This is a genomic window from Aeromonas sp. 96A (genome assembly GCF_051919165.1).
Lineage (GTDB): Bacteria > Pseudomonadota > Gammaproteobacteria > Enterobacterales > Aeromonadaceae > Aeromonas > Aeromonas veronii.
Genome location: NZ_JBQBFE010000001.1, coordinates 3,488,534 through 3,503,620 on the forward strand (window position 1 = coordinate 3,488,534; position 15,087 = coordinate 3,503,620).

Annotated in this window: 18 protein-coding genes; 10 read left to right on the top strand and 8 right to left on the bottom strand. The window is 59.0% G+C overall.

The annotated features are described in order from the left end of the window. Positions 1 to 114 precede the first annotated feature (114 nt). The 4 genes from ACTG2W_RS16175 (at position 115) to pspG (ending at position 2,191) form a co-directional block, all read left to right on the top strand. Positions 115 to 843 carry a 1-acylglycerol-3-phosphate O-acyltransferase gene (locus ACTG2W_RS16175; RefSeq protein ID WP_106844067.1) on the top strand — a complete coding sequence of 243 codons (729 nt, stop codon included), beginning with the start codon at positions 115 to 117 and terminating at the stop codon, positions 841 to 843. A gap of 209 nt (positions 844 to 1,052) precedes the next feature. After that, on the top strand, positions 1,053 to 1,715 hold the full coding sequence (gene pspA, locus ACTG2W_RS16180) for a phage shock protein PspA (protein WP_106844068.1): 663 nt from the start codon (positions 1,053 to 1,055) through the stop codon (positions 1,713 to 1,715). A gap of 2 nt (positions 1,716 to 1,717) precedes the next feature. Then, positions 1,718 to 1,924, top strand: a complete 207-nt coding sequence (locus tag ACTG2W_RS16185) for a PspC domain-containing protein (RefSeq protein ID WP_005335873.1) — start codon at positions 1,718 to 1,720, stop codon at positions 1,922 to 1,924. Positions 1,925 to 1,972: 48 nt separating this feature from the next. After that, a complete protein-coding gene (gene pspG, locus ACTG2W_RS16190) occupies positions 1,973 to 2,191 on the top strand; it encodes an envelope stress response protein PspG (protein WP_440016384.1) in 219 nt (72 codons plus the stop codon). Between the two features lie 90 nt (positions 2,192 to 2,281). Here pspG and ACTG2W_RS16195 read toward each other — a convergent pair whose 3' ends face one another. Beyond that, positions 2,282 to 2,626: a GIY-YIG nuclease family protein gene (locus tag ACTG2W_RS16195; RefSeq protein WP_106844069.1), complete on the bottom strand. Its 345-nt coding sequence runs from the start codon at positions 2,624 to 2,626 to the stop codon at positions 2,282 to 2,284. 44 nt (positions 2,627 to 2,670) lie between these two features. On the opposite strand from ACTG2W_RS16195, the gene ACTG2W_RS16200 reads away from it, so the two are divergent. Next, positions 2,671 to 3,405: a substrate-binding periplasmic protein gene (locus ACTG2W_RS16200; protein ID WP_106844070.1), complete on the top strand. Its 735-nt coding sequence runs from the start codon at positions 2,671 to 2,673 to the stop codon at positions 3,403 to 3,405. Here the strand turns inward: ACTG2W_RS16200 and rarD are convergent. Next, positions 3,387 to 4,277, bottom strand: coding sequence for an EamA family transporter RarD (gene rarD, locus ACTG2W_RS16205; RefSeq protein ID WP_106844071.1), 891 nt, complete (start codon positions 4,275 to 4,277; stop codon positions 3,387 to 3,389). The genes ACTG2W_RS16200 and rarD overlap by 19 nt on opposite strands. Before the next feature lie 99 nt (positions 4,278 to 4,376). Here rarD and ACTG2W_RS16210 point away from each other — a divergent pair, with 99 nt between their 5' ends. Beyond that, positions 4,377 to 4,964 carry a uracil-DNA glycosylase family protein gene (locus tag ACTG2W_RS16210; RefSeq protein ID WP_106844072.1) on the top strand — a complete coding sequence of 196 codons (588 nt, stop codon included), beginning with the start codon at positions 4,377 to 4,379 and terminating at the stop codon, positions 4,962 to 4,964. Between the two features lie 4 nt (positions 4,965 to 4,968). Here ACTG2W_RS16210 and ACTG2W_RS16215 read toward each other — a convergent pair whose 3' ends face one another. Then, a complete protein-coding gene (locus ACTG2W_RS16215) occupies positions 4,969 to 5,826 on the bottom strand; it encodes a DMT family transporter (RefSeq protein ID WP_106844073.1) in 858 nt (285 codons plus the stop codon). 91 nt (positions 5,827 to 5,917) lie between these two features. Here ACTG2W_RS16215 and ACTG2W_RS16220 point away from each other — a divergent pair, with 91 nt between their 5' ends. Continuing rightward, positions 5,918 to 6,808 (top strand): LysR substrate-binding domain-containing protein, encoded by an 891-nt coding sequence (locus tag ACTG2W_RS16220; RefSeq protein ID WP_042052463.1) that lies wholly within the window; start codon positions 5,918 to 5,920, stop codon positions 6,806 to 6,808. A 9-nt stretch (positions 6,809 to 6,817) separates the two neighbouring features. Here the strand turns inward: ACTG2W_RS16220 and znuB are convergent, their stop codons facing one another. Both znuB and znuC read right to left on the bottom strand, forming a co-directional pair. Continuing rightward, positions 6,818 to 7,597 (bottom strand): zinc ABC transporter permease subunit ZnuB, encoded by a 780-nt coding sequence (znuB, locus tag ACTG2W_RS16225; RefSeq protein WP_440016388.1) that lies wholly within the window; start codon positions 7,595 to 7,597, stop codon positions 6,818 to 6,820. A gap of 21 nt (positions 7,598 to 7,618) precedes the next feature. Next, the gene (gene znuC / locus ACTG2W_RS16230) at positions 7,619 to 8,395 is read right to left on the bottom strand and encodes a zinc ABC transporter ATP-binding protein ZnuC (protein ID WP_106844074.1); all 777 of its coding nucleotides are present in this window, start codon (positions 8,393 to 8,395) and stop codon (positions 7,619 to 7,621) included. A gap of 93 nt (positions 8,396 to 8,488) precedes the next feature. Between znuC and znuA the strand changes: the two genes are divergently transcribed. Together znuA and ACTG2W_RS16240 are read left to right on the top strand one after the other, a co-directional pair. After that, positions 8,489 to 9,427: a zinc ABC transporter substrate-binding protein ZnuA gene (gene znuA / locus ACTG2W_RS16235; protein WP_106844075.1), complete on the top strand. Its 939-nt coding sequence runs from the start codon at positions 8,489 to 8,491 to the stop codon at positions 9,425 to 9,427. Positions 9,428 to 9,494: 67 nt separating this feature from the next. Further along, positions 9,495 to 10,169 carry a transglutaminase-like cysteine peptidase gene (locus ACTG2W_RS16240; protein ID WP_005335848.1) on the top strand — a complete coding sequence of 225 codons (675 nt, stop codon included), beginning with the start codon at positions 9,495 to 9,497 and terminating at the stop codon, positions 10,167 to 10,169. Here the strand turns inward: ACTG2W_RS16240 and ACTG2W_RS16245 are convergent. Both ACTG2W_RS16245 and ACTG2W_RS16250 read right to left on the bottom strand, forming a co-directional pair. Beyond that, positions 10,164 to 11,105, bottom strand: a complete 942-nt coding sequence (locus tag ACTG2W_RS16245) for a TAXI family TRAP transporter solute-binding subunit (RefSeq protein ID WP_106844076.1) — start codon at positions 11,103 to 11,105, stop codon at positions 10,164 to 10,166. The genes ACTG2W_RS16240 and ACTG2W_RS16245 overlap by 6 nt on opposite strands. Next, positions 11,102 to 12,400, bottom strand: coding sequence for a LapD/MoxY N-terminal periplasmic domain-containing protein (locus ACTG2W_RS16250; protein WP_106844077.1), 1,299 nt, complete (start codon positions 12,398 to 12,400; stop codon positions 11,102 to 11,104). Before ACTG2W_RS16250 ends, ACTG2W_RS16245 begins: the two co-directional genes overlap by 4 nt. 260 nt (positions 12,401 to 12,660) lie before the next feature. Between ACTG2W_RS16250 and mepM the strand changes: the two genes are divergently transcribed. Next, positions 12,661 to 13,998, top strand: a complete 1,338-nt coding sequence (gene mepM, locus ACTG2W_RS16255; RefSeq protein ID WP_042081590.1) for a murein DD-endopeptidase MepM — start codon at positions 12,661 to 12,663, stop codon at positions 13,996 to 13,998. Between the two features lie 71 nt (positions 13,999 to 14,069). On the opposite strand, the gene ACTG2W_RS16260 is transcribed toward mepM, so the two are convergent. Further along, positions 14,070 to 15,014 (bottom strand): D-2-hydroxyacid dehydrogenase, encoded by a 945-nt coding sequence (locus tag ACTG2W_RS16260; protein ID WP_005363043.1) that lies wholly within the window; start codon positions 15,012 to 15,014, stop codon positions 14,070 to 14,072. Positions 15,015 to 15,087: the final 73 nt, after the last annotated feature.

A 15,087-nucleotide genomic window follows, 5' to 3' on the forward strand; every position in this document is an offset into this window, starting at 1 on the left:
ATGAGCAGCAATGTGGGTGGCGCGACGGGGAGGGTGGTCGGTTCTGTTTGGCGAACGCTTGTTCGCTAAAAGGGGGATCAGTATACTGCGCCGAGTTAAAACTCGAGGTGTTCGATGCTCAAAATTGCCCGTGTGCTGCTGCTTGGTCTGCTGCTCATTTTCTGGTTCCTGTTCGGCCTGCTGCTCTGTCTGGTTCGTCCGCGCCATCCCAACAACGTCTATGTCTTCGCCCGCATGTATCACGCGGTCTGCCCGCTGATCGGGCTGCGAGTCAAGGTGACGGTGGCCGACGAGGTCAAATCGGTCGGCCCGGCGGTCTACGTCTGCAACCACCAGAGCAACTTCGACATCTTCACCGTGACCGGTGCTGTGCAGCCTGGCGTGGTGGCAGTGGGCAAAAAGAGTCTGCTCTGGCTGCCGCTGTTCGGCCTTATCTTCTGGCTCTCCGGCAACGTGTTGATCGACCGCTCCAACCGCTCCCGTGCCATCGGCACCATAGGGCAGGTGGTGGATCGCATCAAGAACCGTGGCACCTCCATCTGGATGTTCCCGGAAGGGACCCGCTCCCAGGGACGTGGCCTGCTGCCGTTCAAGGCGGGCGCTTTCCACACTGCGGTACAGGCTGAAGTGCCCGTGGTGCCCATCGTCTGCTCCAGCTACTTCGGTCAGGTCGACCTCAATCGCTGGGACAACGGCGAAGTGCTGGTGGAAGTGATGGCGCCGGTCTGCAGCAAGGAGCATGGTGCCAGCGGCATTCGCGATCTCTCCGACACCTGCCGCGCCCGGATGGAGGCCAAGCTGGCCGAACTGGACAGCAAGCTGGGCCACAACCACGCCGCCTGACGGATATCGCAGACGAATTGACAAGGGAGCCAGAGGCTCCCTTTTTATTGGTGAAAATCACCACTTGGTTGGCTATTCTCACCAACAATCTCTTATTGAATTTCCTCGGTAAATTCCCATCTATATGTAAAACAACAATAATTTTTCTTGGCACGGCTCTTGTAATGCTATGGGGAGAGATAGCCATCCCATCAACAAGGAGCCAGACCATGAGCGTATTCAGCCGCCTGACTGACGTGATAAATGCCAACCTGCACAGCCTGCTCGACAAGAGTGAAGAGCCGGAGAAGATGCTGCGCCTGATGATCGAAGAGATGGAGCAGGTGCAGGTCGAGATGCGTACCCAGGCCGCCCGCGTGATTGCCGAACAGAAGCAGCTGGAGCGTCACCAGCAGGCGTTGCAGGCGCAGATCCTGGAGTGGTCGGCCAAGGCCGAGCTCGCCATCCAGAAGGGACGTGAGGATCTGGCCCGCGCCGCCCTTACCGAGAAGCTGGCGGAGGTCAAAAAATGTGAACAGCTGGAGCAGGACAAGGCCCGGGTGGCCGAGGTGCTGGCCCAGCTCACCGCCGACAGCGAGCGGCTGGCAGCCAAGCTGACCGAGGCCCGCGAGAAGCAGAAACTGCTGACCCTGCGCGAGCAGACAGCCCACAGTCGCATTCGTGCCCGCACCCAGGTGGACAACCAGCGCATGCATGAGCTGATGGCGCGTTTTGACGGTTTTCAGGGCCGGGTCGATCAGCTGGAAGCCCAGCTGGAGGCGGCCACCTTGGGGCAGAATCCCTCGCTGGAGGCCCAGTTCCGCGAGCTGGAGCTCAATGACGAGATCGAGCGCGAGCTGGCTCGCCTCAAAGGCCAGAAGGCGGAGGTGTAATCATGAGCCCCTGGCCCAAGGATCTGGTGCATCGCAAGCTGACCGGGGTCTGCGCCGGTATTGCCAGGCGGTTGGGGGTCTCCAGAGTCACGGTGCGGGTGGTGGCACTGCTCGCCCTGATCCTGATGCCGCCGCTGGCTCTGGCCGCCTATCTGCTGGCGGTGCTGGTGATGCCGCCCCGTTATGAATTGAAGCGCTGGCTGGATTGACCGAAGGGTTGCCAAGCCGGCAGACAAGGTACTGATAAGGAGCAAGTTATGCTGGAATTTTTCATATTGCTGGTGGTGCTGCTGGTCATGGCACTGACCGGTTTTACCCTGGTAGCCATGTTGCTGGTGAGCGGCCTGTTCGTGCTGCTTGGGGTGCTGGGCGGCATGCTTGCTCTGATCATCAAGCTGGCCCCCTGGTTGTTGCTGGTGCTGGCGGTTTGCTGGCTGATCAGTAACCGCAGCAAGCGTTCCAATACCTACCTCTAACCCGCCTGAGGTTGTGCAAGACGTTGTGTGATGCTCCCTGATTTCCCCTTTCCGGCCACTCATCGAGTGGCCTTTTTTTGCCTGTCGTCCTCAAGGCTGGGTGGCTGCGGGTAACCACTGGGGGCTCCAGCTCTGCCAGAGTGCCGGGCTTTTTATCAGCTGTTCCTTGAAGGATTTTGGCTGCTGCTTGAGGCGATATTCGATGCGCAGGGCCGCCCCCTTCTCGCCGACTTCCTGTTGCCACGCCAGCGTCAGTGGCCCCTTGCCGCGCAGGGTGCGAGCGCCCTTGCCACTCTGGTGCTGGCGCAGGCGGCGCAGCGGGTCCGTGCTAATCCCGGTATAGAGCAGGCCGGTGGCGGTGCGCACCATATAGACAGACCAGCGGGAAGGGGCGGATGGTTGCTGCGCTGGAGTGGTGGTCGCGGGTTCTCTCATTCAAATTCTCTGTGCCAAACTCAGAGGCAGCTCAAGGAGGTGCGATGAGAGTCTGGTTTTGGTTGTGGTTACTGTTGTCGGTCCCGGCTCTGGGGGAGACGATCCGTCTCTACGATTACCATCAGCATCCCCCCTTCAACACCGGAGTGGATGCAGGGCTGAGCCGCGAGCTGGTCGAGTATCTCAATGAAAAGCTGGGGGGTGAACCCAGAATCGAGCTTTGGCTGGTCAATCGCGCCCGGCTGGCGCTGGAGATGGCAGATCCAGACTTTGACGGTCTGGTGGTCTGGGTCAATCCCGCCTGGGTGGGGGATCCCCATCGCGAGCGCTATCTCTGGACTTTCCCGGTGATGCGCGACACCAACGAGCTGGTCTCGAACATCGACAACCCGGTCACCTATCGCGGGCCAGACTCCCTCAAGGGGTTGGTGTTTGGCGGGGTGGAGGGCTACCGCTATCAGGGGATCGATGATGCAGCTGGCCGCGGGGAGCTGGTGCGTCAGGATGCCAAGAAGGTGAAGACCAACCTCGAGCTGCTGGTGCGCGGCCGCATTGATGTGACGCTGGTGAGTGGTTCATCGCTGGGCTTTTTCATCGACTCACAGCACTATCAGGGCAAGTTGTTTATCTCGCCCTTCCCCCAATCCAGCTATACCCGCCATATCCTGCTGCCAAAATCTCGCCCAGAGCTGCATGCCACCCTCAACGACATCGCCGAGCAGATGGACAGGGATCCCCGTTGGCACAAGGTGTTGGAGTCCTATCGCGGTACGCCCTGAGGGCGGCGCTTGAGCCGATGCAGTGGCAACAGGCTCACCAGCAGACCTGCCCAGACGAAGGCGAAACCGACAGCCTTGATGGGATCCGGCGCCTCACCAAACCAGTAGATGGCGAGCAGGAAGGCGAGGCTGGGCTCGATATATTGCAGTAGTCCCACAGTGCTCATCCGGGTTCTCGCCACCGCGTAGCAGAACAGTCCCACCGGCAGCAGGGTGGCGGGCGCACTGCCCATCAGCAGCAGCTTGTCGGCCAGATCTCCGTTCACGAATGCCCCTTCCCCGTGCCATGCCAGCGTGCCGATGATGATCAGCGCGACGGGCAGTTGCACCATGGCTTCCAGATAGAGGCTGGTGCCGGTGTCGTAGTGGATCTTCTTCTTGATAAGGCCATAGCAGGCGAAGTTGGCCCCCATGATGAGGGAGAACCAGGGGAGCTGGCCGTAGCAGAACAGCATGTAGGCGAGACCCGCCAGCGCCAGGGCGACCGCCAGATGCTTTTGCGGGGTGAGTCGCTCTTTGAGGAAGATGACGGCGAATACGATATTGAACAGCGGGGTCATAAAGAAGGCAAGGCTGGTGGTCAGCACCTGCCCGGTAGTGAGGCACCAGGTGAACATGCACCAGCTGATGGACATCACGGGGCCCGCCAGCAGAATGAGGCCGAGCTGGCGCGGTTCGCTGCGCAGTTGTGCCCAGGGCACCTGGTGGCCAAGCAGCAAAAACAGGGCACCCAGCAGCACCACAGACCAGAGCACCCGGTGGGAGATCAGCTCCCACATGTTGACCTCGGGCATGAATTGATAATAGAGCGGCAGCATCCCCCACAGGATGAAGGAGAGGGTCGCGGTGCCGGTACCTAGCCAGTTTTTCATTATTGTCCGTTTATTAAATTAAACATCCATGGCGATAGTAGGGGGCGCGCCCTGTTTCCACAAGAGGGAAAACAGGGAAATGCTGGTACTATCAACGTCATGCAGCGAATCGATAAGTTGTTTGAGCAAATCAGGGCCTGCCGTCTGTGCGAGGCTCATCTGCCGCTGGGTCCTCGTCCGGTGATCCGCGGGGCCGAGAGTACCCGCCTGCTGATCATCGGTCAGGCGCCCGGCACCCGGGTGCATGCCAGCGGTATCCCGTGGGATGACCCCTCCGGTGACAGGCTGCGCCAGTGGCTTGGTGTCGATAAGGCCACCTTTTACGACGAATCCCGCATCGCCATCATGCCGATGGGGTTCTGCTATCCCGGCAGGGGAAAATCCGGCGATCTGCCACCTAGACCCGAGTGCGCGCCCACCTGGCACGACAAGGTATTGATGCTGTTGCCCAATATCGAACTGACCCTGCTGATCGGCCAATATGCACAAGCCCATTACCTGCGGGGGGCGGCCAAGGGATCGCTCACCGAAACGGTGCGCAGCTGGGCCGACTATGGCCCCGGCTGGCTGCCGTTGCCGCATCCCTCCCCACGCAATACCCTCTGGCTCAAAAAGAATCCCTGGTTCGAGGATGAGATCGTCCCCCATCTGCAGCAAAGGGTCGCCCCTTTGCTGGCACGACCCTGAGCGCTTAAAGCGCCGGTTCGGCCAGCGGTTTTGGTTTGCTGCGGGCCATGGCGATGAGCGGCAGGACGATGCAGATACAGCCCAGCAGCAGCGGCAGGCCCGGTTGCTCGTCAAACAGCCACACCCCGATGGCCACCGCCATCAGCAGACCGGTATATTCCGCCGAGGCGATCTTGCTCGCCTCCGCCTTGCGATAGGCCACCACGCACAATCCTGCATAGACCATGATCAGCGCCGAAGATCCGAAGGCGGGCCACCACATCTGCCACTGCCAGTCGCCCCCTTCCCACAATGCCAGCGCCAGGATAAAGGGCATGCTCAGCACGTTGGTGAAAAACAGGGTCTGGGCGATGGGCTGCTTGAGCGGGATCCGTTTGATCAGCAGATTGTTAAGTGCCATCGACAGCGCCACCCCGAGCGCCGCCAGCGCGGCCCAGTTCACTTCGGTCGGGCGCAGCACGATCAGTACCCCGATAAAGCCGATCAGCGCGGTCAGCACCTTCTGGCGCGAGATCGCTTCCCCCGCCATCCACACCGCCAGCGGCACCATCATCAGGGGGGCGGCATAGAAGAGGGCATTGGCGGTAGCGAGTGGCAAGCGGGTGAGGGCGACCACCATCAGGCAGACGCCAACCGCCCAGATATGGGCCCGCAGCAGGTGCCACTTGATGGCCACTGGCGGGTTGCGGCGCCATGACCAGAGCAGCCAGGGCATCAGCAGGAGGGCGGCCGAGAGCTGGCGAAAAAAGACAAACTGGAAGATGGGCTGATCCGGCTCCAGTACCTTGACCAGTGCATCGGAAAAGACCGCTACCATGTTGCCCAGCACCAGATAAAGGATGCCGATCCCTACTGCATTCATACCACCTCCCACTTCAGATGAGGGGAGGGTAGCGCGGGGGCCGTTATCCAGTAAAATGATAAAAAATGACCAACCATGAGATATTTAGATAATGAAGCTTCCTCCTCTGCGTGCGGTGCAATATTTCGAGGTAGTGGCCCGGCTGCTCAGCTTCTCCCGTGCCGCCCTTGAACTGAACGTCAGCCAGAGTGCGGTCAGCCACCAGATCCGCCTGCTGGAGGATTTTCTGGGTGAGCGCTTGCTGCTGCGTCAGGGTCGGCTGCTCTCGCTGACGCCGCAGGGGGAGAGCTACTTCGAAGGGATTGCCGCCGGGCTCAGCCAGATTGCCCAAAGCAGCGAACAGCTGCGTGGTGGTGGCGAGATGCGAGTCCGGCTCGCGGTCTACAGCTCGTTTGCGGTGAAGTGGCTGATCCCGCGGTTGGCTGGATTGCGCCAGCTCTACCCCGAGCTGGATTTGAGTCTGGAGATGGTGGCGGAAGACCCCGAACTCTCCGATAGAGTGGCGGACTGCTTTATCACAGTCTCACCCCACGGGCGTGGCTATTGCCACGATCTTATCTATCAGGAGCGGCTCTTTCCGGTCTGTAGTCGCCGCCTGTTGCAGCAGATCAGCGGGGAGTGGCCCGAGGCCATCTGGCAGCTGCCGCTGCTTTCGGTGCAGTCCATTTACAAGGCGCGGGGCGAGGATTGGCAGCGCTGGGCCAAGGCGGGCGGGCTGGTGATCCCGGACGAGGCGCGGATGCACCATTTCAGCCATGTGCTGTTGGCGATGGAGGCGGCGGCCTGGGATCAGGGGGTGGCATTCGTGAATGATTACATGCTGCGCCCCGATGATCCCCAACTGGTGGCCTTGCCGGTACACCAGCTGGAGACGGGGGATGCCTTCTACTTTACCTGCAAGCGCTCGCGGGCCCATGAGCCCGCCATCAGCCGGTTGCGCCAGTGGCTGATGATGGAGACACGCCAGAGCATGCCGCTCTAGCCTGCACCGTTACGCTCTCTTGAACTGGCTCAGTACAAACAGGCTGGTGGCACAGACGACGACCGAAGGGCCTGCCGGGGTGTCCTGATACCAGGAGAGGGTCAGCCCCCCCAGCACGGCGAGACAGCCGATCAGCGCGGCAAAGCCAGCCATCTGCTCCGGCGTCTGGCTGAAACGGCGGGCGGTGGCGGCAGGGATGATCAGCAGGGAGGTGATGATCAGCGCGCCGACAAACTTCATCGCCACGGCAATCACCAGCCCGATCAGCAGCATCAATACGCAGCGCAGCACATCGACCCGGATCCCTTCTACCCGTGCCAGCTCTTCCGAGATGGTCATGGAGAGCAGGGGATCCCACAACCGCCACAGGGTGAGCAGCACAAGCGCGCCACCGCCATAGATCCAGAGCAGGTCCATCGGTTGTACCGAGAGCAGGTCGCCGAACAGGTAGGCCATCAGATCCACCCGCACGTTATCCATAAAACTCAAGGTAACCAGACCGAGCGACAGGGCGCTGTGGGCCAGAATGCCGAGCAGGGTATCGGTTGCCACCTGCTGGTTGCGGCTCATTATCACCAGCAGCATCGCCATGGCGAGGCTGCAGACCACCACCGCCAGGGTGAGATCGACCTGCAGCAGGATGCCCAGCGCGATGCCGAACAGACAGGCATGGGAGAGGGTGTCGCCAAAATAGGCCATTTTTCGCCATACCACGAAGCTGCCGAGGGGGCCAGCCAGCAGGGCGATGCCGAGGCCGGCCGCGAGGGCGTATAACAGAAAGCTGTCCACTTGAATGTCCTGTTGCTTGCGCTATTTGCTGTGAGCGTTGTTGCGAGAAGGCAGGCGGATGACGGGGGCCTGCGGTTCATGATGATGGTGTTCGCCGTCGCAGTGGTGATGGTGGGTATAGACCGCCAGCACCTCCTGCTCCGGTCGCCCGAACAGACGGGCAAATTCGGGATGGCGGGCCACGCTCTCCGGTTCGCCATGGCAGCAGACGTGGCGATTGAGGCAGATCACCTCGTGGGTGCTGGCCATCACCAGATGCAGATCGTGGGAGACCATCAGCACGGCGCAGTTGAACTCGGCGGCCAGTTTGCCGATGAGGGCGTAGAGCTCGATCTGGCCATTGATATCTACCCCTTGTACGGGCTCATCCAGCACTAGTAGTTCGGGTTTGATCAACAGAGCGCGGGCCAGCAGCACCCGCTGCATCTCGCCGCCGGAGAGTTTTTGCATCCGGTTTTCCAGCAATCCCTCTGCGCCCACCCGGGCCAGTGCTTCCTCGATGGAGAGGCGGCTATTTTTGCCCAGTTGCAGGAAGCGGCGTACCGTCAGCGGCAGGGTGGGATCCAGATAGAGGCGCTGGGGCACATAGCCGACTCTCAGATCGCGGCTGCGGGTGATCTTGCCCGAGTCCGGGGTGAGCAGACCCAGCACCAGCTTGCTCAGGGTGCTCTTGCCCGCCCCGTTGGGGCCGACGAGCGTGGTGATTTTGCCTTTATTGAGGGTAAAGGAGACCTTGTCGAGCACAGAGCGTCCATCAAACGAGAGAGAGACCTCTTTCAGCTCTACCAGTTGGCTCATGACAACTCCGGGGTTTACAGCCAGTGAGAGTTATAATATAACAAAAAGCAGCTGTTATATTATCACATACTCACCCCCTGACGAGATTCACCAATGAGAATTATTGCGCTTTTCACTGCCCTGCTGGCGGTGAGTTTGCCTGTTCGTGCCATTGAGGTACTGACCACCATCAAGCCCCTTAGCTTCATCGCAGCGGCGATCACTGACGGCGTGAGCGAGCCCAAGGTATTGCTGCCGACCGGTGCCTCTCCCCACGATTTCTCCCTGCGTCCGTCCGATATTCGCAGCATCAACAGTGCCGATCTGGTGGTGTGGGTTGGCCCCGAGCTGGAAGGGTTTATGGCCAAGCCGCTGGCCAATCATCCCCATGCTTTGGCCCTGACTCAGGTTGAGGGAATGCCGCTGTTCAACTACGCGACTCAGGATAGTCATGACTCCCATGACCATGATGATCACGATCATGCCGCCCACGAGCACGGTAACCATGATCATGATGAAGGGCATGAGGGACATCATCACGAAGGGGTCGATCCCCATATCTGGCTTGGCCCGACGCAGGCCAAGGTGATTGCCAAGGCGATCGCAAGTGAATTGGGCAAGCTGGATCCGGCCAATCAGGCTCGTTATGACGCCAACCTCGCGGCATTTGTTACCAAGGTGGATGCCAAAGACAAGGTGATTGCTGGCCAGATGAAGGCGGTGAATGAGAAGGGGTACTTTGTCTTCCACGAGGCGTATGGCTACTGGGAGCGCCACTACGGCATGAGTTCAAAGGGTCACTTTACCGTGAGCCCTGAGCGTCGCCCTGGCGCCAAGACGCTAGTGGATATTCGCAAGGCGCTGGAAGAGAAGCAGGCGAGCTGCATTTATGCCGAGCCGCAATTCTCACCGGCTGTGATCGAATCGGTGGCACGCAATACTGGCGCCAAGGTGCTGTTGCTTGATGAGGTGGGTGAGCAGGTACCGCTCGGCCCGGATGGTTATCCCCAATTCATGCAGCAACTGGCAGACGCATTCGCCCAGTGTCGCTGATCAGCGGCTGAGCCTCTCATCCGGAGGGGCTATACTGACCTCCAGCATCTGACATGGAGTGTCCGGTATGAAATGGTTGTTGATCCCGGCTTGCACGTTGGCGCTATGTTGCGCCAACGTGCAGGCTTCGCGTCTTTCCGAATATATTGCCAGTCCGGATCTGCGGGCCAAGCTGCAGGAAGTGTATGGTGGCCGCGCCATTCAACGGGCCGAGGCATTCTCTCGCCTGCTCACCCCCAGAGCGGGTACAACCGACCAGCAGAAGATCGAGCTGGTGAACAACTACTTCAACAATCTGACCTACAGCGAGGATCCCAAGCTGTGGGGGGATGAGGATTACTGGGCCAATCCGCTGGAGTTCATCGGTGCCCGGGGTGGGGATTGCGAGGATTACAGCATTTCCAAGTACTATACCCTGATGGAGCTGGGGGTGGATGAGAAGAAGCTGCGGCTGGCCTACGTCAAGGCTGTGCGTTACAACCAGTTCCACATGGTGACGCTCTACTTCCCGACACCCAAGGCTGACCCACTGGTGCTCGACAACATCAACAGCCGGATCCTGCCGGGCAGTAAGCGTACCGACCTCATTCCCGTTTACAGTTTCGATGCCAAAAGCATCTGGATCATGAAGTCACGGCGGGAAGGGACGCTGGCGGGGAGTGCCGATCGGTTGGCGCAGTGGACATCTATGAAGACCCGCTTCTCCAGCGAGCAACTGCGCTCTCCCCGTCGTCAGCTATAGCTTGCCCGCCGCCTTCAACTCATCGAAATATTTCGCTGCGCCCGGATGCTGCTCAATACTCAGCACCGGGCCGGTTTTATTGCGTGCCCGGTGAAACATATTGGCGTAGCCATAAGTCTGCTCATTGAACTTGGTCTGCTGGGCCAGCATGGCCTTGGTCAGGCGATAGACAGACTCTTCCGACATGGTGGCATTGGTAACCAGAGTGGCGGCAATGGCAAAGGTGGGCGTCGCCTTCAGATTGCCGGGGTAGATGCGGGCGGGCACCTGACTGCGTTGGTAATATTTGACCCCTTTGAGTAGCTGATCCCGAGTGACCCCATCGATGGGGAGGAAACTGACCGCGCAACGTTTGGCGGTGTCGAGCACAATCCGGTTAGGGTGTCCCATCACCAGTGCAAATGCGTCGATCTGCTTGCTGCAGAGCGCATCCGGCAGGTTGGCCATGCTCTTCAGATCGAGATCCTGCTCTTTTGCTCCCAAGATGTTGAACAGGGTCAGCGCCGTCTGGCGGGTACCCGAACTCTTCAACCCCATGTCGATGGGGGCGAGCTTGAGCTGTTCCAGTGACGTGATATCGCCATCGGCACGGATCACTATGGTGAAGGGCTCGGCATGGGTGGCAAACAGGGCGCGCAGCTCAGGTTGCGGCTGCGTGGCAAAAGGGCCCAAGCCCTGGTTTGCCTGATATAGCCAGTCTGACTGCACCATGGCGTAGGAGGTCTCGCCACTCTTCAGCCGCTTCAGGTTTTCTATTGAACCCGATGAGCTCTGCAATGTGCACGCAAGTTGCTCATCGACCTCATGGGCCAGACGGCAAAACTCTTTGGTTATCTGGTGATAAATCCCCTGCTCACCCCCGGTGGTGATAGTGACGGTTTCAGCCATCAGGCCGGGTTGCCACAGCAGGGGCAACAGCATGGCGAGCTTCTTCATGATTGCGCCTCCTTGGCATAACCATCGATACCCCAGGTCCGCAGTTTGTCGATGTCACGGCACTCTCCCGATTCTGCCAGCAGGGTATAACCGGCGGCATGCATGGTTTGGGAGAGCAGATTCCAGTAGAGCGGTGCATCGGTCAGCTGACAGCTGATAAAAATGGGATTGAGTGGGTCAAGTTGATTGAAGGTATCCGCATTGAGGGGAATGGCGCTGAAGGCGAGCTCACACCCCTGTTCCTGCAACGCAGCCAATGTGGCTTGGCCGTGGGCGGGGAATGTGGCTACATCCCAGCGCCAATCCAGTGTTTTGCCGCGACCCTGGCTTAGCAGAGGGGCGATCTCGGACCATTGCGGGTGATTGAGCAGGGAGAGGGGCAGCAAGACCCCTTCTATATGAGAGTGCTGCCACTGTTGCAGGGCGCTCTGGATGGTTGCGAGATCGCTGTCGGCACCGAGGGGCTGACTGGGCAAGAAACGCTGATAGAGCGCGATTTCCCCTTGTGTGGAGACAAATTTTTGCAGTTGCCCGCCTTCCGGCAGCGGGCTCACTCCTTGCAGCGGCTGTGGGGTCGTCAGTGGCAGCTGTTTTCCCAGCTGGGTGATTTTGAGTCGTTGTTGCAGCAGATCCCGTTTGCGTTCGGAAACCAATTGGTTGATGGAAAGTGCCACTTCTCTGAGGTCTTGCAACCAGGGAGTGGGCAGGGTGCTGTTGAACTGGTGTTTGCGGATACGGATCAGCTGCAGGTTGATCTGCTCCAGGGGCTGCAGCAGGCGTTTGCAGACCAGAGAGATGATCAGGGTAAATACGACTAGGCCCGCCAGCAGCGCCAGACCGGTGCGACTGATGGCATTCCACAGATGCAGATAGGCGTAGCCGCTATGCCCCTCAAGGGTCAGAGTGCCCAGCATGCGCCAGCCATCGGTCAACTCTTGCTCAATTTTGACGGGGGGCATGCCGATAACCGAGGGAAGCCAGCCGGGGACATTTTGTTGGGTAGAGTGGAATGCCTTCTGAAACAGTACCTGACCATCCGGATCCACCAGAATGACCGAGCTGACGAAACCGCCATCAAACATGGCATTAACGATGGTCTCGGCCAGCACATTGTCGTCATTAAGCAGGGTTCCTTGCAGCACCAGCCCGAGAGCGGTGATGGCGGTTTCCAAGTTGGCTGACATCTGGTCGAGGATGGATTGGCGGACCGTCGTGACTTCCAGTGCAAACAGCAGCGCTGCACCGATCAGGAACAGGACGACAATTATTCTGATTAACAGTTTTGCTAACGACATATCCACTCCATGGAAAAGTTATCGCAACATTTTAGGTTTCTATTCAGTATCGAATCCGACCCGGTTCTTAAAAATAGGAAAAAATGGTTAAAAAAGACGATCATTTCTGCCCATCCGGGCGGGTTATGCATAAAATGTGAGGTTCATGCAGATTGTGATGAACTATTTGTAACTATTTGTGTCCAACAAACAGTTTTATACGGTTTTGTCACAACTGACATCGCAACTCACACTCTTTAGATCTAAATACAGGATAGCGGATGAAACGTCTCCGTCCCTTGGTAGTACAGGCTGCCAATTGGGAACCACCGGTTCCCCGCAAACACTTTTACGCCATGCTGATGCTGACGGCCATGACCTTGTCAGCAGTGGCATTATTGCCAGCTCCGGGTGACATCCTCGAGCGGCCGCTGCGTCTTGAGTTGCCCATTGATACCGCAGGTACGGCAACTAACGAAAACAACACCGACTTTAACGAAATTCCCGATCACGAACTGGTTGATCAGAGTGCGCCGGATGACGACATCCCGGTCGACACCACCCCCCAGTGGCAGGATTACCGGGTTCGCAACGGCGAAAACCTGACCGCCATTTTTAACAATCTCGGTCTCTCCACCACTACCCTCTACAAGGTGCTGGACGCGGACAACAAGAACTATCTGGCGCGCCTCAAGCCGGGCCAGAATATCGAGCTGCTGATCGATCAGGACAACATCCTGCAGCAACTCAAAATCCGCCTGAACATCAAGCAGACGCTGGTGATGGCACGCAGCGATGATGCCTATACCGCCTCCATGATCAATGAGAAGGTCGAGTGGCAACCGCAGCGTTACAACGGCGTGATCAACGGCAGCTTCTATGTCAGTGCCCGCAATGCGGGGATTCCAGCCAACCATATCCAGAAAATTGCCAACCTGTTCCAGTGGCGAATGAATTTCGCCAAGGATCTGCAGAAGGGCGACAAGTTCAAAGTGCTGGTACGCCAGGAGACGGTGGAAGGCAAGAGCACTGGCAACAGCCAGCTGCTGGGTGTGGAAGTGACCAGCCAGGGCAAGACGGTGTCGGCCTGGCTCTCCGATGACGGCAACTACTACGACGGTCAGGGCAACAGTCTGGAGCGCGGATTCCGCCGCTACCCGACCCACAGCCGCTACCGCATCAGCTCCAACTTCAACCCGGCGCGCAAACATCCGGTAACCGGTATGGTGCGTCCTCACGAGGGCACCGACTTCGCGGTGCCGGTGGGCACGCCAGTGCTGGCGACCGGCGATGGTGTCGTCCAGAAGGCAACCAGCCACCCGCTGGCGGGCACCTATATCGTCATTAAACATGGTCGCACTCTCTCTACCCGTTATCTGCACCTGAGCAAGCTGTTGGTTAAAACCGGTCAGCGAGTGAAGATGGGCGACAAGATCGGCCTCTCCGGCAACACAGGTCGCTCGACCGGTGCTCACCTGCACTACGAGCTGCGGATCAACAACCGCCCGGTCAATGCCATGACTGCCAAGCTGCCTATGGCTGAACCCCTGAGCGGCAAGGAGCGTCGTCAGTTCCTTGCCAAGGTGAAGAGCTATCGCAAGGAGCTGGCCGCGGGTTGATTCCTGTCGTCACAGCCTGAAATGAAAGGCCCCGCCAGATTGGCGGGGCCTTTTTACATGCGCAGTGAGGGTCAATAACCCTTGTCGAAGTCGATTTTGCCATCCAGTGGCTGGCCATCGATAAAGCGGATGTAGTTGCGCACAAAGATCTGGGCCACATCATCCGGGAAGCTGTAGGCGCTGTTGTGGGGGGTGACGATGAGGTTGGGTTGGCCCCACAGCGGACTGTCGGCGGGCAGCGGCTCCTGCTCGAACACATCCAGCACCGCCATCGCCAGCTTGCCGGTACGCAGTGCGGTGAGCAGATCGCCAGAGTGCACGGCGCTGCCACGGCCAACGTTGAACAGGATGGCGCCCGGTTTGCAGTGTTCGAAGCGGGCGGCATTGAACAGATGACGGGTATCGCGGGTGGCTGGCAGCACGCTGACGATGACATCGGCCTGCGCCAGCATCTTGTTGAGCGCAGGCAGTTGATAAACCTGATCAAACCCGGCCCGCTCCCGACCGCTGCGGCTGATGCCCAGCACCTTCATGCCAAAATGTTTGCCGGTGTGGGCAATATGCTGACCAATGCTGCCGGTCCCCAGGATCAGCATGGTGCGCCCCTTGAGGCCCTGATAGGGGTGGCTTTGCCACAGTCGCTGTTTCTGCTGTTCCCGATAAAGGGGAATTTGGCGCATCAGGCTGAGCAGATGACCAAAGACATACTCGCTCATCAGCGGGCCGAAGATGCCGCGCACATTGGTGAGCTGATAGTCGCGGCGACTATCAGGGTCGAGCAGCACATCGACTCCCGCATAGGTGGACTGGAACCAGCTCAGCTTGTTGGCTTTGGGCAGCAGCGGTTTGGCGCGGGCCGGTTCGGCCATCAGAATATGGGCTTCGCCGATCAGCTTCTCGGCATCGCTCTGGTTATCGGCTCGTAGAATGCGCAGATGGGGGAGATTGGCGGCCTTGAGCAGCCGTTCGTAGTGAGCATTATCCTGGCTGAGCAAAAGAAGGGTACGTTGGCTCATACTCTTGTTCCTTATCAGAATTTGCGGCGCAACAAGATGCCGCTCTCGACCCATCTTACCTGACTTCATATCG

What these genes read in the sequence shown, in the direction of transcription:
- ACTG2W_RS16175 (WP_106844067.1), top strand. Translation starts at nt 115, where the DNA reads ATGCTCAAAATTGCCCGTGTGCTGCTGCTTGGTCTGCTGCTCATTTTC.
- pspA (WP_106844068.1), top strand. Translation starts at nt 1,053, where the DNA reads ATGAGCGTATTCAGCCGCCTGACTGACGTGATAAATGCCAACCTGCAC.
- ACTG2W_RS16185 (WP_005335873.1), top strand. Translation starts at nt 1,718, where the DNA reads ATGAGCCCCTGGCCCAAGGATCTGGTGCATCGCAAGCTGACCGGGGTC.
- pspG (WP_440016384.1), top strand. Translation starts at nt 1,973, where the DNA reads ATGCTGGAATTTTTCATATTGCTGGTGGTGCTGCTGGTCATGGCACTG.
- ACTG2W_RS16195 (WP_106844069.1), bottom strand. Translation starts at nt 2,626, where the DNA reads ATGAGAGAACCCGCGACCACCACTCCAGCGCAGCAACCATCCGCCCCT.
- ACTG2W_RS16200 (WP_106844070.1), top strand. Translation starts at nt 2,671, where the DNA reads ATGAGAGTCTGGTTTTGGTTGTGGTTACTGTTGTCGGTCCCGGCTCTG.
- rarD (WP_106844071.1), bottom strand. Translation starts at nt 4,277, where the DNA reads ATGAAAAACTGGCTAGGTACCGGCACCGCGACCCTCTCCTTCATCCTG.
- ACTG2W_RS16210 (WP_106844072.1), top strand. Translation starts at nt 4,377, where the DNA reads ATGCAGCGAATCGATAAGTTGTTTGAGCAAATCAGGGCCTGCCGTCTG.
- ACTG2W_RS16215 (WP_106844073.1), bottom strand. Translation starts at nt 5,826, where the DNA reads ATGAATGCAGTAGGGATCGGCATCCTTTATCTGGTGCTGGGCAACATG.
- ACTG2W_RS16220 (WP_042052463.1), top strand. Translation starts at nt 5,918, where the DNA reads ATGAAGCTTCCTCCTCTGCGTGCGGTGCAATATTTCGAGGTAGTGGCC.
- znuC (WP_106844074.1), bottom strand. Translation starts at nt 8,395, where the DNA reads ATGAGCCAACTGGTAGAGCTGAAAGAGGTCTCTCTCTCGTTTGATGGA.
- znuA (WP_106844075.1), top strand. Translation starts at nt 8,489, where the DNA reads ATGAGAATTATTGCGCTTTTCACTGCCCTGCTGGCGGTGAGTTTGCCT.
- ACTG2W_RS16240 (WP_005335848.1), top strand. Translation starts at nt 9,495, where the DNA reads ATGAAATGGTTGTTGATCCCGGCTTGCACGTTGGCGCTATGTTGCGCC.
- ACTG2W_RS16245 (WP_106844076.1), bottom strand. Translation starts at nt 11,105, where the DNA reads ATGAAGAAGCTCGCCATGCTGTTGCCCCTGCTGTGGCAACCCGGCCTG.
- ACTG2W_RS16250 (WP_106844077.1), bottom strand. Translation starts at nt 12,400, where the DNA reads ATGTCGTTAGCAAAACTGTTAATCAGAATAATTGTCGTCCTGTTCCTG.
- mepM (WP_042081590.1), top strand. Translation starts at nt 12,661, where the DNA reads ATGAAACGTCTCCGTCCCTTGGTAGTACAGGCTGCCAATTGGGAACCA.
- ACTG2W_RS16260 (WP_005363043.1), bottom strand. Translation starts at nt 15,014, where the DNA reads ATGAGCCAACGTACCCTTCTTTTGCTCAGCCAGGATAATGCTCACTAC.